Annotated in this window: 13 protein-coding genes; 7 read left to right on the top strand and 6 right to left on the bottom strand. The window is 64.6% G+C overall.

Annotation, left to right across the window (positions count from 1 at the left end):
• Positions 1 to 106 precede the first annotated feature (106 nt).
• From dhaK to dhaM, 3 genes are read left to right on the top strand one after another with little or no spacing between them, the layout of a single operon-like run.
• Entirely contained in the window at positions 107 to 1,108 is a 1,002-nt protein-coding gene (dhaK, locus tag LFT43_RS00615) for a dihydroxyacetone kinase subunit DhaK (RefSeq protein WP_395800271.1), read from the top strand.
• 2 nt (positions 1,109 to 1,110) lie between these two features.
• Positions 1,111 to 1,761 (top strand): dihydroxyacetone kinase subunit DhaL, encoded by a 651-nt coding sequence (gene dhaL / locus LFT43_RS00620; RefSeq protein ID WP_395800273.1) that lies wholly within the window; start codon positions 1,111 to 1,113, stop codon positions 1,759 to 1,761.
• A complete protein-coding gene (gene dhaM / locus LFT43_RS00625; protein ID WP_395800275.1) occupies positions 1,758 to 2,453 on the top strand; it encodes a dihydroxyacetone kinase phosphoryl donor subunit DhaM in 696 nt (231 codons plus the stop codon). Before dhaL ends, dhaM begins: the two co-directional genes overlap by 4 nt.
• 58 nt (positions 2,454 to 2,511) lie before the next feature.
• On the opposite strand, the gene LFT43_RS00630 is transcribed toward dhaM, so the two are convergent.
• Entirely contained in the window at positions 2,512 to 2,997 is a 486-nt protein-coding gene (locus tag LFT43_RS00630; RefSeq protein WP_395800277.1) for a hypothetical protein, read from the bottom strand.
• A 182-nt stretch (positions 2,998 to 3,179) separates the two neighbouring features.
• Between LFT43_RS00630 and LFT43_RS00635 the strand changes: the two genes are divergently transcribed.
• Positions 3,180 to 3,827 (top strand): class I SAM-dependent DNA methyltransferase, encoded by a 648-nt coding sequence (locus tag LFT43_RS00635; protein ID WP_395800279.1) that lies wholly within the window; start codon positions 3,180 to 3,182, stop codon positions 3,825 to 3,827.
• A gap of 70 nt (positions 3,828 to 3,897) precedes the next feature.
• Here LFT43_RS00635 and LFT43_RS00640 read toward each other — a convergent pair whose 3' ends face one another.
• Positions 3,898 to 4,866: an A/G-specific adenine glycosylase gene (locus tag LFT43_RS00640; protein ID WP_395800281.1), complete on the bottom strand. Its 969-nt coding sequence runs from the start codon at positions 4,864 to 4,866 to the stop codon at positions 3,898 to 3,900.
• Positions 4,867 to 5,028: 162 nt separating this feature from the next.
• Here LFT43_RS00640 and LFT43_RS00645 point away from each other — a divergent pair, with 162 nt between their 5' ends.
• Positions 5,029 to 5,790, top strand: a complete 762-nt coding sequence (locus LFT43_RS00645; RefSeq protein WP_395800283.1) for a hypothetical protein — start codon at positions 5,029 to 5,031, stop codon at positions 5,788 to 5,790.
• Positions 5,791 to 5,819: 29 nt separating this feature from the next.
• Here the strand turns inward: LFT43_RS00645 and disA are convergent, their stop codons facing one another.
• Positions 5,820 to 6,896 (bottom strand): DNA integrity scanning diadenylate cyclase DisA, encoded by a 1,077-nt coding sequence (gene disA, locus LFT43_RS00650; protein WP_395800285.1) that lies wholly within the window; start codon positions 6,894 to 6,896, stop codon positions 5,820 to 5,822.
• An 829-nt stretch (positions 6,897 to 7,725) separates the two neighbouring features.
• Between disA and LFT43_RS00655 the strand changes: the two genes are divergently transcribed.
• Complete coding sequence (locus tag LFT43_RS00655; protein ID WP_395800287.1) at positions 7,726 to 9,339, top strand: peptide chain release factor 3; 1,614 nt, start codon at positions 7,726 to 7,728, stop codon at positions 9,337 to 9,339.
• A gap of 202 nt (positions 9,340 to 9,541) precedes the next feature.
• On the opposite strand, the gene LFT43_RS00660 is transcribed toward LFT43_RS00655, so the two are convergent.
• The 3 genes from LFT43_RS00660 to LFT43_RS00670 all read right to left on the bottom strand — a co-directional run bounded on the left by LFT43_RS00660 (position 9,542) and on the right by LFT43_RS00670 (position 12,402).
• Positions 9,542 to 9,793 (bottom strand): hypothetical protein, encoded by a 252-nt coding sequence (locus tag LFT43_RS00660; protein ID WP_395800289.1) that lies wholly within the window; start codon positions 9,791 to 9,793, stop codon positions 9,542 to 9,544.
• 64 nt (positions 9,794 to 9,857) lie between these two features.
• Positions 9,858 to 11,231, bottom strand: a complete 1,374-nt coding sequence (gene radA, locus LFT43_RS00665) for a DNA repair protein RadA (protein WP_395800291.1) — start codon at positions 11,229 to 11,231, stop codon at positions 9,858 to 9,860.
• A 40-nt stretch (positions 11,232 to 11,271) separates the two neighbouring features.
• Positions 11,272 to 12,402 carry an aromatic acid exporter family protein gene (locus LFT43_RS00670; RefSeq protein ID WP_265980656.1) on the bottom strand — a complete coding sequence of 377 codons (1,131 nt, stop codon included), beginning with the start codon at positions 12,400 to 12,402 and terminating at the stop codon, positions 11,272 to 11,274.
• Positions 12,403 to 12,683: 281 nt separating this feature from the next.
• Between LFT43_RS00670 and pstS the strand changes: the two genes are divergently transcribed.
• Positions 12,684 to 13,802: a phosphate ABC transporter substrate-binding protein PstS gene (pstS, locus tag LFT43_RS00675; RefSeq protein WP_395800293.1), complete on the top strand. Its 1,119-nt coding sequence runs from the start codon at positions 12,684 to 12,686 to the stop codon at positions 13,800 to 13,802.
• Positions 13,803 to 13,925: the final 123 nt, after the last annotated feature.

Here is a 13,925-nt window from a genome sequence, read left to right on the forward strand (position 1 = left end):
GCGTTTCTGGGTTCGCAGCTCCCGCCTAGGGAACCATTCCCCTACCGTGCCCGGGGCACTGGTAGTAGGGTCAAATCACCTACCAGCCACGTCCCAGGAGCACGTCATGAAAAAGCTCATCAACGATCCCCGTTCCGTGGTGGACGAGTCCGTCGAGGGATTTGGCATGGCCCATGCCGAGCTCGTGGACGTCCATACTGATCCCATCTTCGTCGTTCGAAAAGGGGCACCCGTGGCCGGCAAAGTGGCGCTTGTGTCGGGAGGGGGGAGCGGCCATGAACCGCTTCATGCCGGTTTTGTTGGGCATGGAATGCTCGACGCCGCCGTGCCGGGTGCCGTCTTCACCTCGCCCACGCCTGACCAGATCATTCCGGCCACTGCGGCAGTCGATTCGGGGGCCGGCGTCTTGCACATTGTGAAGAACTACACCGGTGACGTCCTGAATTTCGAGACAGCGGCGGAGATGGCCCAGGCCGAAGGAATCAGCGTCCGCACGGTTCTCGTCAACGACGACGTCGCGGTGGAGGACTCGCTGTACACCGCAGGCAGGCGCGGAGTGGGGGGCACCGTGCTGGTGGAAAAGATTGCTGGAGCGGCCGCCGAGCGGGGGGATTCGCTGGACGCGGTCGCGGGAGTGGCAGAAGGGGTTGTCCGCAACGTGCGCACTATGGGTGTGGCCTTGTCCGGCTGCACCGTGCCTCATGCCGGGGTGCCCAGCTTTGAGCTTGCTGACGACGAGATTGAAATCGGAATAGGGATTCACGGTGAGCCTGGCAGACACCGGATCGCCATGGAGAGCGCCGACGCCATCACTGCCCGCTTGTTGGATCCTGTCCTGGACGACCTGGCGATCAGAGCCGGTGAAGAAGTGCTGCTCTTCGTCAACGGCATGGGTGGTACGCCCCTCAGCGAGTTGTACATTGTTTACCGGCGGGCGGCCCAGATCCTCGCCGAAAGAGGAGCCAAAGTGGAGCGCTCGCTGGTGGGCAACTACGTCACGTCGCTTGAGATGCAGGGCTGCTCCATATCGGTGCTGCGGCTCGATGACGAACTGACTGCCCTGTGGGATGCGCCCGTCCACACTCCGGCCCTGCGTTGGGGGATGTGACTGTGCGTCTCGGGGTCGACTGGGCGGTTCAATGGCTAACGCTTTCCGCGCGTCTCATGTCCGAGCATCGTGAGGAGCTGATTGCGTTGGACCGCGCGATTGGCGACTCGGACCATGGCGAAAACATGGACCGCGGATTCCGGGCCGTCATGGAGAAGCTTGCCCAAACCCCGCCGGAAACACCTGGGGCGGCACTGAAGCTGGCCGCGATGGCCCTGATGTCAAAGGTCGGTGGGGCGGCCGGTCCGTTGTACGGAACCGCATATCTTCGGGCCGCGTCCGCCCTGGGAGAAAGCGCAGAGATTGATGCTGCGGCGCTCGCCGGAGCATTGACCGCGGCACGTGACGGAATTGTCGCCCGTGGCAAGGCGGAACTGGGCGATAAAACCATGGTGGATGCGTGGTCCCCGGCCGTCGAAGCAGCGGATGAGGTCCTGGTGGCCGGCGGAGATGCCGTGGCCGTGCTGGCGGCTGCAGCCGAGGCTGCCGAGGTGGGCGCCGTGACAACTGATCCCCTGGTGGCGCGAAAGGGCAGGGCAAGCTACCTCGGTGAACGCAGCGCAGGCCACCGTGATCCCGGGGCCGCGTCGTCGGCGCTGTTGCTGCGGGCAGCCGCCACCGCCGCGGGGTTCCCCGAGGGGGCCGCTGAATGACGGTGGCCTTGGTAGTGGTCTCGCACAGCCGGAAGATCGCGGAAGGCGCGGTGGAATTGGCCGCACAGATGGCCCCCGATGTGAGGTTCTACGCGGTGGGTGGAACGGATGATGGCCGGATTGGCACGGACCTAGAGAGAACAATCGCCGCATTAGAGGCCGGACTTGCGGATGCTTCCGGGGACGGGGTGGTGGTTCTGACTGACCTTGGCTCCGCAGTCATGACGGCGGAGTCAGCGGTGGAGTTCTGCAGTGAGCCGGATAGGGTTCTCCTTGCCGACGCTCCGTTGGTGGAAGGCCTCGTTGCCGCTGCCGTGGCCACCCAAGGTGGGGCAGTGGCCGCCAGCGTAAAGGCCGCCGCAGAATCGCTTCGATTCGGTCCGGAGCCCACTTTTGACGCCGCGGGGTCGGCTCAATCCCAGGGCAGGGGTGAGCCCGCGGAAAGCGACGAATTCGAACTCATCAACCCCATGGGAATGCACGCCAGGCCTGCGGCGAAAATTGCGGGTGGACTGGCCGGCCTGGACGTCGAGGCAACGGTGAACGGTGTCGATGGCACATCAATCATGGAACTTATGAGCCTTGCCGTGGGCCAGGGCGGCAAGCTCAGGGTCGAGGCCTGGGGCAAAGATGCGTCGAAAGCCGTGAATTATGTCCGGCGACTCGTGGAACAAGGCTTCGGGGAGATCTGAGGGGGCTCCGGGAAAGGAGCGCAGAGGTGGTTCCTGTCGGTTTTGAGGATCCTGGAGCTCACGCCTGGCGTAGACCGTTGGCGTCCAGCAAGAGGCTTGCCGTGATGACGGTGGGACACTGTTCGCCCCAGGGTTTGGCGCTCTTGGGCGTGAAGTCCAGTGTCCTGAGCGGCATGGGCCTGCCGTTGGCGTTGGAACCCGTTACCTCGGCATTGATGAGCGACGCCGTCAGTGTCCCCATGTTCAGGAAACCGTAGCGTGTGCCATCCGGCGACGAAACGGCCGAGCACGCCCCCTCGGGCTCGGGACCACAGGATTGAGGAACGGACACACTGCCCTCGAGCAGTTCCAAATCGGTCTCACGGCATTTCCCGTCCTGGCAGGCCTTCAAGTGCACGGTTTTGACGGTCGGCGCGTACTCTGCCGCAATGGTCAGGGACACCACCGGGGCCATGGCAATTGCCGGGCACACGGTCACTTGAGGCTGGCATCCCGAACCGAGCGCCGTCGTGATCAATGCGATAGCGGCCCATAACCTTCGCATAGTTTGAGGGTATTCCTGCGGCGGCTGCCCGGACCGCCGTTCGGGCAACTGGCAGGAACATCGTTACAGATATCCATGGACCGTTGCAGCTCTGCGACCTAACGGCGTTCGGCGGCAGAGACCCCACGGCGCAAGCCCGCTGCGAGACTTCTGGCCGGCCGAAAAGCAGTAGGGTTCTGGGCATGACTGAACTGGGTATGGCTGAACCCGCGGACGCGCACGCCACCCGTGCCGCGTACAACACGGTAGCTGCCGACTACGCCGAACTCCTGCGCCACGAACTAGCCTCGAAGCCGTTTGACCGGGCCATGCTCGGCACCTTTGCCGAACTCGTAGAGGCGGCTGGAGGAGGGGCAGTTGCGGACCTTGGTTGCGGTCCCGGGCGGATTACGGCGCACTTGGACTCGCTTGGCCTCACGGCTTTCGGCATCGACCTGTCCCCGGAGATGGTGGCGGTAGCCCGCCGGGATCACCCCGGCCTGCAGTTTGATGAAGGGTCCATGGAGGCCCTGGACCTGGCGGACGGCGCGTTGGGTGGCATTCTCGCGTGGTATTCGATTATCCACACTCCGCCGGCACGGCTGCCCGGGGTGTTCGCCCAATTCCATCGGGCCCTCCGGGACGGCGGCCTGCTCCTGCTTGCGTTTCAGGCGGGAGACGAACTCCGGCACCTGGATTTCGCCTACGGCCACGAGATCGACCTCGATGCCTACCGCTTGCCGCCGGGCCGCATCACGGACCTCCTGCGTCAGGCCGGCCTTGTTGTGGAAGCGCAGCTGCTTCGCGAACCAGACGGCAAGCATGAAAAAACCCGCAGGCCTATCTTCTAGCCCGCAAGCCGGCCCGCGAGCCAGCGCGCGTGAAGGAGGCAGGGTAAAGGAAGCAGCGCCCAACGGAAGCTTAGGCCGGGAGTCGCAGTCCGCCGTCGTGCATTTCGGCCAGACCGTCGCGCAGGAGTCCCTCAAGCGCCCGTTCCAGCTGCTCCGGGGCCGAATTCAAGCGGTGCAGGGCAGCCAGGGGCACCCCTATGCCGTCTGCGGCGAAGCCAAGGTCGGCTGCGGGGCGCTCGAACAGTTCCCGCGCCACCGGCGAAGCAGCCACACGCAAGACGGCCACGACAGCACCCCGGAGCTGCCGATCTGTGCCGTGCCAGGCCTGGCCTTTGGGTGTGTACGTCGGCCCAGGCTCGCCCGCGGCAAGCCACGCGCAGGACTCGCGGACCGGGCAGTCGGAGCACTTGGGGGAGCGGGCCGTGCATACCAGCGCTCCGAGTTCCATGACGGAGGCGTTCCACTGGACGGAGAGCCGGGCGTCGTCGGGCATGAGGGATTGGGCGAGCCGCATCTCGGACGCCGTGAGCGCCGGCGCTGGCAGCGCCAATCCCGAAATGAGCCGGGCATGCACGCGCCGGATATTCGTGTCCACCACGGTTTCGCGGCGCCCGAACGCAAAGGCGGCCACAGCCGCGGCTGTGTAGTCGCCGACGCCGGGAAGGCTTAGCAGCGCACCATGCGTGTCCGGGACCTTGCCGCCGTGCTGCTCCACAATTGCGACGGCGGCCGCGTGGAGCCTGAGTGCGCGGCGGGGATAGCCGAGCCTTCCCCAATGTCGCACGGCCTCGCCCGAGGGCTCGCTCGCGAGATCCGCAGGTTCAGGCCAGCGTTCCATCCAGTCTTCCCACACTGGCAGGACCCGAACTACCGGAGTCTGCTGCAGCATCACCTCGCTGACCAGGATTCCCCACGGGCTGCAGTCCGGTGACCGCCACGGCAACGCCCGGGCCATCTCGGAGAACCAACGATCCATGGACAGGTGTAAGTCCGAGAGGTGGTGGGTGCCGGCAAGTTCAGCGGCGCCTGGCAATAGCATATGGATCCTCGTCGGCGTTCGTGGCAGGCCCTGATGGCGGCCGATTCCTGCCATCCACTGTAGTGGAGCCAGCCAAGGATGACCGACGTCATACTGGCTCCGATCGGGCCTCGGCGGCGTGGTGCGACGCCATCCCGGCCCGGTGTTGCCTAGCCTAGAAGAATGGTCAACAGGGGCAAGCAACCGCCAAGGGCGCGCACGTCGCCGTCGGCGAAAGGCACTGCCCGGACCGCAGGCGCTGCCCGGACCGCAGGCACTGCCCGGACCGCAGGCGCAAACCGTTCAAAGAGTGCAGGGCGGCCCCAAAGGCGCCGGCCGAGTCCCGCGGTTTACCGCCGTCGGCGGCTCGTAGTTTTTGGTGCCCTGCTGGTGGTCTTGGCGATGCTTGTGGCCGGGGCTGTAGCCATGAGTTCCTCGCTTGCAAGCAAGGCTGATTCCGCCGCGTCCAAGAACGACCCGAGCGGCGCGGCTCCCGTGGTCCAGATTCCTTCGGCGGATCCCATTGCGGCCACGACGACCCCCTCTCCGACCCCCATCTGCGACCTCAACCTCGTGACGGTCACCGCGTCCACGGACCAACCCGCCTATGCGGCAGGGCAGAACCCGGTGCTGAGCATGAAGATCACCAACGGCGGAGCCGCTCCGTGCCAGGTCAATGTTGGGACGTCCCAGATGGAGTTCCTAGTGATGAGCGGCGAAGACCGGATTTTCTCTTCGAAGGACTGCCAAGCGAAGAGCGAAGACCTCGTGAAGCAGATTGATCCGGGCAAGAGCGAGACGGCCAACTTCCCCTGGCAACGTAACAGGACGTCGGAAGGCTGCGGGGCGGTCTCGGCTAAGCCTGGTGGTGGCGGCGCTTATTACACGTTCAAGGCCGTCCTGGGAAACAAAGCGAGCACCAAGGCCATCTTCCAGCTCGGCTAGTCCCACCCACCCAGCAATGGATGCAGAGGCTAGAGGAACCGGTCCAGCAGGCTGGCCTCGGCCATGCGGCTGAGCCCCTCGCGGACGGTCCTGGCGCGTTGGTCACCGATGCCGTCCACGGTCATGAGGTCGTCGATAGTGGCCGCCATGAGGTTCTGGAGACCCCCGAAGTGTTCCACCAGACGGTCGGCTACGGCCTTCGGAACCGACTTCAGCCCGGACAGGAGGCGGTACCCGCGGGGCTGCACACCGGCGTCGAGCACATCCATTCCCCCGGCGAAACCGATGATGCCCGCGATCTTGGCCAGGTCAATCAGCTCAGTGGGGCCAAGGTCAAGGAGGGCCTGCACGGCGGCATCGATCTCCTCCGGTGAGGCATCGGCACCGGCGTAGTCGCGGATGATGACGTCGCTGCCCGGGCCGCGGCCCATGGTGAGCTCCTCCAACTGCAGCGAGAGCAGCCTGCCGTCCTCGCCCAGTTCCAGGACATACTGTGCGATTTCCTCGGCGATGCGCCGGACCATTTCCTGGCGCTGCAGGGTGACTGCCACATCCCGGACGGTGACCATGGCCTCGATCTCGAGAGCCGAGAGGGCGCTGGTGACCTGGTCCAATCGGGCACTGTAACGTTCGAGCGTTGCCAGGGCCTGGTTGGCGCGGGCGAGGACCTTCTCGGAGCCCTCCAGCACATGCCGGAGACCGTTGACATAGAGGGCGATGATCTGCATGGACTGGCTGACCGAAATCACCGGCACCCCGGTCTGGATGGCCACGCGCTCGGCTGTCCTGTGACGCGTTCCTGATTCCTGCGTCTCGATGCTGGAGTCCGGCACGAGCTGGACTGCCGCGCGAAGGATGTTCCCGGCGTCCTTGTCGCAAATGATGGCACCGTCCATCTTCGCGAGCTCACGGAGTCGCGTCGGGGAGAAGTCGATGCCGATTTCAAAGCCGCCGGAGCAGATGGACTCGATGGTCCGGTCAGTACCCAGCACAATCAGGGCACCAGTGCGCCCACGGAGGATGCGTTCCAGGCCGTCGCGAAGCGGCGTTCCGGGGGCCACCCTGCCCAGAGTCGCCTTCAGCGATTCTTCGGGGCTCCGAGCCATAGGTGTTCCCTTCAAAGGTGCAAGCAGACGCGCCCGCGATTATGCCGGTTTTCAGCAGTGAGCCGGCAGGATCAAAGTACAAGGTTTCCCGCAAGCTCAATGATAGAGGTATAGACCGGCAAGAACCGCACAGGCAAGCCTTAAAGTGCCCCAAAGAAGGTCACGTGGCGGGCGCTTCGAAACGCGTCCGACGGCGGCCGCCAGACCGCCACTTTGTGCTCGGTTCCCGGGACCTCAGGGAGCCGTCCGGAGCCGCGCGAGTCGCTCAAGGTCCCGTCGTACACTCAGTAGCGCCGCCTCCCGCGCCGGACCCCTTCCCGCATCCGGGCGTACCTGCCTAGCAGGAACCTGGGTTCCGCTCGGGGGATTGTCCGGGCCGTGTCCCTGCCGGCTCCTGGCCGGAGCGGTGCTCATAGTGGTGCTCGCGGCTGAGCTCGGACCGGAGGAGGGTCCGAGGGGATCGTAGAACAAGTCATTCCCTGGTGTCATTGAAGCCTCGTCCTTTCGTGCCATCGCCGGCTGATCGAGTGTTTTTTGGCGGGTACTTCTTCGCAGTCCTGATGAGCCGGACCGCCGTCATTTCAAGTTATCGGCTGGGGATTTCGGGGGTTTGTGCACCTCGTTTCGATCCTGTTAAACGCCGCCTTCCAGAGCCGCCTTCGGCTAGATCCGCGGGCTGGGATAAACTTGGTATCTTGGCTGGCGCATCATCGTGCCGCTCCCTGAGTTGGCCCCCGGCCGGCGCAGGGCCCGTATCCAGCCTCCATTCCACGTTTGGCCCGTCATTCCTCAGCGCGGGCAACGCCCAGATCGCAGCGAAAGTAGCACCGTGTCCCAAGAAGTCCTGAGCCCCGCCCGAGTCCAGGCAATTCACCATGAGGCCTCCCGGCGTCGGACTTTTGCGGTCATTTCACACCCTGACGCGGGTAAGTCCACTCTCACGGAAGCCCTCGCCCTGCACGCCAAAGTCATCGGTACCGCGGGTGCGTCGAGCGGCAAGGCCAACCGCAAGGAAACTATTTCCGACTGGATGCAGATGGAGAAGGACCGCGGAATTTCCATCAGTTCCGCAGCCTTGCAGTTCTCCTACCGGGATACCGTGATCAACCTGCTGGACACCCCGGGCCACGCCGACTTCTCCGAGGACACCTACCGCGTCTTGGCCGCCGTCGACTGCGCAGTGATGCTGGTGGATGCCGCCAAGGGGCTGGAAACGCAGACAATGAAGCTCTTTGAAGTCTGCAAGCAGCGGAACCTGCCCATCATCACCGTCATCAACAAATGGGACCGCCCGGGCCTGGACGCCCTCGCATTGATGGACGAGATCACGGAGCGTACCGGGCTTCAGCCGATGCCTTTGACCTGGGCGGTGGGCATTTCCGGCGACTTCCGCGGAGTCTGGGACTTGCGCAACGACCGCTTCGCCCGGTTCGCGCGCAATAACGCCGGTGCCAACATCGCCATCACCGAGTACTTCACCCCGGAAGAAGCGGCGGAAACCCAGGGCAACAACTGGAGCGACGCCGTCGACGAAGCCGGACTCGTGATCGAATCCAACCTTGAGTTCGATGTGGAGAGCTTCCACGCCGGAACGGCAACGCCCATTCTCTTCAGTTCGGCTGCTTTGAACTTCGGCGTCAAGGAAATCCTCGACGCCCTGGTGGACTTCGCGCCCCCGGCCGCGCCGCGCCCGGACGTCGACGGCGAGCCCCGTTCCGTTGACGCGCCCTTTGCTGGGTTTGTTTTCAAAGTTCAGGCCGGCATGAACAAAGCCCACCGCGACCACGTCGCCTTCATCCGCGTCTGCTCCGGCGTGTTTGAGCGCGGGATGGTGGTCACGCAGACCCGCACAGGGAAGTCCTTCGCCACCAAGTACGCCCAGCAGGTGTTCGGGCGTGAACGCGAAGTCATCGACGAGGCCTATCCCGGCGACGTCGTTGGCTTGGTCAACGCATCCTCACTGCGCGTGGGTGACAGCCTGTTCTTGGACCAGCCGGTGGAATTCCCCGCCATCCCGCTCTTTGCGCCCGAGCATTTCCAGGTGGCCAGGTCGCAGGATCCCAGCCGCTTCAAGCAGTTCCGACGGGGCATTGAGCAGCTTGAGCACGAAGGCGTCATCCAGGTGCTCCGCTCGGACGTCCGCGGCGATCAGGCACCTGTCCTCGCCGCCGTCGGCCCTATGCAGTTCGAAGTGGTGGAAGACCGCATGGCCCACGACTTCAACGCTCCGATGCGTTTAGAGCGCCTCCCGTACTCGATGGCGAGGATCTCGACGGCGGACGCCATGCCGGCGCTCGCGAACGTCCCCGGCGCCGAGGTGCTGTTGCGGTCCGACGGCGAATACCTGGCCTTGTTCAACGACGTCTGGGCGCTGCGCCGGATCGAGAAGAACCACCCGAACCTCACATTGGTGCCGATCGGCACGCACAATCCGGCGAAATAGTCCTCCGGAAACGAAGTAATCCTCTGGACATGCCCCCCGTTCCAGCCGAGGACTGGACATAGTGGCATTATGTCCAATGCCTGGTTCATGCAGGGGGCATGTCCGGTGGATGCGGGGTCGGTAGCGGGCGGGCTTTGGAACGGGCTTAGTAGCGAGTGGCCTTAGTAGTTCACCTGGCGCTCGAGCTTGTTTCCCAGCCTCATCATATGGCGATCGTGGCGGTGCCTCTCGTGGCGTCGTCGAGCTCGCTGGGACGCTTGCCAACAAGCACGCGGTAGCCGCTGACCAAGAGCACCGCCGAAGCGAAGATGTTGGACAGATTGGTGAAGTAGCTGAAGAAGTTCCACGCGTCGAAGCCCAAGCCGATGTGGACCGTGAGTTGCGTTCCCACGGCTACCAGGGTCAGGAGAGCAAAGAAGAGGCGTCCCCCAATGAGCACATTTCTTTTGGTCATAGGGACAATCTTCCGGTGGTCGTAGCGACCCGACGCGCCCGACACTCCGAGGCTGACCCTGCCGTTACGTAATCAGCAGCTCCAGGGCTTCCGCCAGATGCCCCACCTCGCGGACCGAGAACCCCTCCGGAACCGGCCCCGGTCCATTGGGGCTTGCGGGCACCACGGCGTGCGTGAAACCAAGCCGCTGAGCCTCGTGGATGCGTTGGTTGATCCCGGGAACAGGACGGACCTCGCCGGCCAGGCCAACCTCGCCGAAGGCAATCAGCCGCTGCGGCAGCGGCTTGCGGGCCTTCGCCGAAGCCACAGCAAGCGCCACTGCGAGGTCGGTGGCCGGTTCGCTCAATTTCACCCCTCCAACGGTGGCTACGTAGGAGTCGTCCTTGTGCAGGATGCAGCCCGCCCGCTGTTGAAGCACGGCCAGAAGCATGGAGACGCGCGAGCTATCCAGGCCGCTGGTGGCCCGGCGAGGCTGTGAGCTGGCACTTTCGGCCAGGAGGGATTGCACCTCGGCCAGCAGTGGCCGGCGCCCTTCCATGGTTACGGTGATGCAGGTGCCGGAGACAGGCTCGCGTGTCCGGGAGACGAAGAGGCCACTGGGATCCGCGAGGCCCTCGATGCCGGCTTCGTTCAGGTCGAAGCAGCCGACGTCGTCCGTGGCCCCATAGCGGTTCTTGACCGCGCGCAACAAGCGGAGCCGGGAATGGCGCTCGCCTTCGAACTGGCACACAACGTCCACCAAGTGCTCCAAAAGGCGCGGTCCCGCAATGGAGCCGTCCTTCGTCACATGGCCCACCAGGAGGGTGGTCATGCTGCGGCGCTTGGCAGCGGCGATGATGGACGCGGCCACTTCGCGAACCTGTGAAACGCCGCCCGCGCTGCCTTCGACATCGGCGCTGCTCAGCGTCTGCACCGAGTCCACAATCAACAGCTTCGGCTCGAGCTTCTCCACTTGACCGAGTGCCTGGCCCAGGTCCGTTTCCGCAGAGAGGTAGAGGCTGTGCGCGACGGCGTCGATCCGCTCCGCGCGGAGTTTGACCTGCGCCGCCGATTCCTCGCCCGTGACATACAGGACGTCCTGGCCCGTGCGGGCGAACCTCGCCGCCACGTCCAGGAGGAGGGTGGATTTCCCGACGCCGGGTTCGCCGGCAAGCAGGATCACCGCCCCGGGGACCAAGCCTCCGCCCAGGACGCGGTCCAGTTCGTCGACGCCGGTGGGCAAGAAGGCGGCCGTGGTGCCGTCTACCTCGGCAATGCGGCGCGCGGGCTCCAAAACTGTTGTTGCCGGCGTCGTACGCGCAACAGTGGCGCCGGTTTCCTCCACGGTTCCCCACGCCTGGCACTCACCGCAGCGGCCCACCCACTTGACCGTTGTCCACCCACATTCGGCACATTTGTACGCGGGTGTCTTGGAAGTGCGTGAGGTCTTGGAAGCCATGCGTACAAGGCTAATGGAGGGGTAGGACAGTCAAGTCCCCTCACTGCAGGGGAGGCAGCACGTCCCTTGCCTCGAGGGGGTCCATGCCTGCGGCTTCGAGCAGGTCAACCATGAGCGGGCGGAAGAGCATCACCACCGTTTCGCCCTCGAGTTTCTGGACGTGGAGCATTTTCGGATGGAGGCGGGTAGCAATGTCGGCCAGGTCCTGGCGGGCACCGCGCATGTGGGCGCGGCGGGCGCCGTCGTGGACTTCCGCGAGACCGAGCGATAGTTCCTCGACGGCGGCAGAAGTCTCCTGCAGAACTTCGGAGATACTGTCCGTTGCCTCGTCGGTCAGAGCCGCATGGTTGATGGCGCTGGTCAGCCGCCGGGCGAAAACCCGGCTGTTGCGGAGGGCCAGATCGATGGAATCCAACGACTCCTCCAGCATGGTCAGCTCGTCGCGGTGCCTCCGGTATGCAGGAGCAAGGGTCGCCACCTCACCGGACGCCTTGAGGGATTGGCGCATCCGGTCCACGAGGGGCTGGCAATTCCTGCCACGGATAAGTGCGTGCCACGCCTGGGTCGAGTCGCTGTTGATCAATGCGTCGGCACACTCGCGGAGAACTTCGGAGAGTTCGTGAAGGAGCTTGCGGACGTCCTGGCGGGGCTCCCGGCGCGGGTCCTTCGGGACCAGCATGGTGACCAGGAGTGCGAAGACCCCGCCCACCACGGCGTCGATGCTGCGAGTGAACGGCCCGCCTTCCGGCGCTGGCAGCAGGACCACCAGAAGTGACTGCAGGCCCAACTGCGTAGTGAAGATGGTGCCGCTGTCCAGGAAACGGGCCAGGAGGATGGAGAAAAGAAGTACGACGGCGGCCTGCGGGATCCCGGGGCCCAGCCAGTGCAGCAGCAGATCGCCGATGACTATCCCGAGCGTGCAGCCAAGCCCGACTTCCATGACCCGGCGAAGCCGTGGATCCCGCGAGAAGCCGAGGGCGATCAGGGACGAGGTCGCGGCGAAAAGCGGTCCCTTGTGCCCCAGGATGTATTCAGCGAACGCGTAAGCGCCCACGGCACACACGGTCATCTGGATGGCTGGAACCAGCGAGTTCCGGCTGCGGACAAAGCCAGTGCGGAGGCGTGCCCGCAGGAATTTCTTGCTTGCTGAAAGTCCTTGGGGGGCGGCCATGTCTCAAGTCTATTCAGGCGACGGCATCGGGACGCCGCAGGCCGAGCTCGTGGAAAAGTGAGGGGTGTCACTTAATCCCTCTTATCGTCCCGAGCGCAAGGGCAACGCTGCACATGTAAGCCAATAGTTCACAGCCGTTCACCTTCCGTTCACTTTGGACCGCCGGTCCCGTTACCTGCGGCTCCTACCGTCGATCAAGGTACAAACTCGTACGCAAATCTTTGGTAGGCCGACTTTCTCCCTCGGCACGCATCAGATAATCCCTGGAAGGGGTACATCCAGTGAAGGTAACTCGCTTCGGCCGCAACGCGGCAATCGCGGTCCTCGCAGTCGGCGCCCTTGCGCTGACCGCTTGCGGTTCGGACAATGCAACCAACACGCCGGCAGCAACCCAGTCCGCCGCGGGCGTCAAGGTCACCGGCACGCTGACCGGTATCGGCTCCTCGGCGCAGGGCGCCGCAATGGACGCCTGGAAGACCAGCTTCGCTTCGGCCAACCCGGGTGCCACGGTCCAGTACTCCCCGGATGGCTCGGGCGCAGGCCGCAAGGCCATCCTTGACGGCTCCGCTCAGTTCGCAGGTTCTGACGCCTACTTGACTGACGCCGAGCTCGCCACCTCCAAGACCAAGTGCGGCACCGACGGCGCCATCAACGTCCCGGTGTACATCTCCCCGATCGCCGTTGCTTTCAACATTCCCAACGTCAAGGACTTGAAGCTCGACGCAACCACGGTTGCCAAGATCTTCCGCGGCCAGATCACCAACTGGAACGATCCCGCCATCGCCGCCCTGAACGCCGGCGTCACGCTTCCGGACCTCAAGGTCACCCCGGTCAACCGCTCTGACGATTCCGGAACCACCCAGAACTTCACCGACTACCTGGCCGCAGCGGCTCCGGACGTCTGGACCGACAAGGCTGCTGGCCTCTGGCCCGCATCCCTGAAGGGCGAGAACGCCAAGGGTACCTCCGGCGTCGTCAAGACCGTCACGGACACCCCGGGTGCCGTAACCTACGCTGACGACTCCGCAGTCTCCGGCAAGCTTGGCACCGCGCAGATCAAGGTTGGCTCGGACTTCGTCAAGATCTCCGCCGGCGCTGCCGCCAAGGCTGTTGAACTCGGCAAGCCCGTTGCTGGCCGCGCAGCCAACGACCTCTCCATCAAGCTTGACCGCACCACCACCGCTGCCGGCGCCTACCCGGTTGTCCTTGTTTCCTACCATGTCGTCTGCACCACCTACGACAAGAAGGAAACCGCTGACCTGGTCAAGGCTTTCGAGAGCTACGTAGTCTCCGACGCCGGCCAGCAGGCCGCAGCCGGCTCTGCCAAGTCCGCTCCGCTGTCCAAGGCGCTGCAGGACAAGGCAAAGACGGCTGTTGACTCCATCAAGGCCAAGGCCTAAGGACCACAATGGGGTAGTGGTGCTGCGGACCGCGGCACCACTACCCTGAATACCGAGGTTCCCTGTCCCGCACCGGTGAAACATCGCCGGGCGGGGCGGGGAACTTGGCCATTTTTGAGTGAA

This window comes from Arthrobacter sp. FW306-04-A, from assembly GCF_044358315.1.
In the GTDB taxonomy this organism is placed as follows: domain Bacteria; phylum Actinomycetota; class Actinomycetes; order Actinomycetales; family Micrococcaceae; genus Arthrobacter.

Excerpts from the sequence above, each read along its gene's own strand:
- LFT43_RS00660 (WP_395800289.1), bottom strand. The coding sequence starts at position 9,793 with ATGACCAAAAGAAATGTGCTCATTGGGGGACGCCTCTTCTTTGCTCTC.
- LFT43_RS00630 (WP_395800277.1), bottom strand. The coding sequence starts at position 2,997 with ATGCGAAGGTTATGGGCCGCTATCGCATTGATCACGACGGCGCTCGGT.
- disA (WP_395800285.1), bottom strand. The coding sequence starts at position 6,896 with ATGGCTCGGAGCCCCGAAGAATCGCTGAAGGCGACTCTGGGCAGGGTG.
- radA (WP_395800291.1), bottom strand. The coding sequence starts at position 11,231 with ATGGCTTCCAAGACCTCACGCACTTCCAAGACACCCGCGTACAAATGT.
- LFT43_RS00670 (WP_265980656.1), bottom strand. The coding sequence starts at position 12,402 with ATGGCCGCCCCCCAAGGACTTTCAGCAAGCAAGAAATTCCTGCGGGCA.
- dhaK (WP_395800271.1), top strand. The coding sequence starts at position 107 with ATGAAAAAGCTCATCAACGATCCCCGTTCCGTGGTGGACGAGTCCGTC.
- LFT43_RS00640 (WP_395800281.1), bottom strand. The coding sequence starts at position 4,866 with ATGCTATTGCCAGGCGCCGCTGAACTTGCCGGCACCCACCACCTCTCG.
- dhaM (WP_395800275.1), top strand. The coding sequence starts at position 1,758 with ATGACGGTGGCCTTGGTAGTGGTCTCGCACAGCCGGAAGATCGCGGAA.
- LFT43_RS00635 (WP_395800279.1), top strand. The coding sequence starts at position 3,180 with ATGACTGAACTGGGTATGGCTGAACCCGCGGACGCGCACGCCACCCGT.
- LFT43_RS00645 (WP_395800283.1), top strand. The coding sequence starts at position 5,029 with ATGGTCAACAGGGGCAAGCAACCGCCAAGGGCGCGCACGTCGCCGTCG.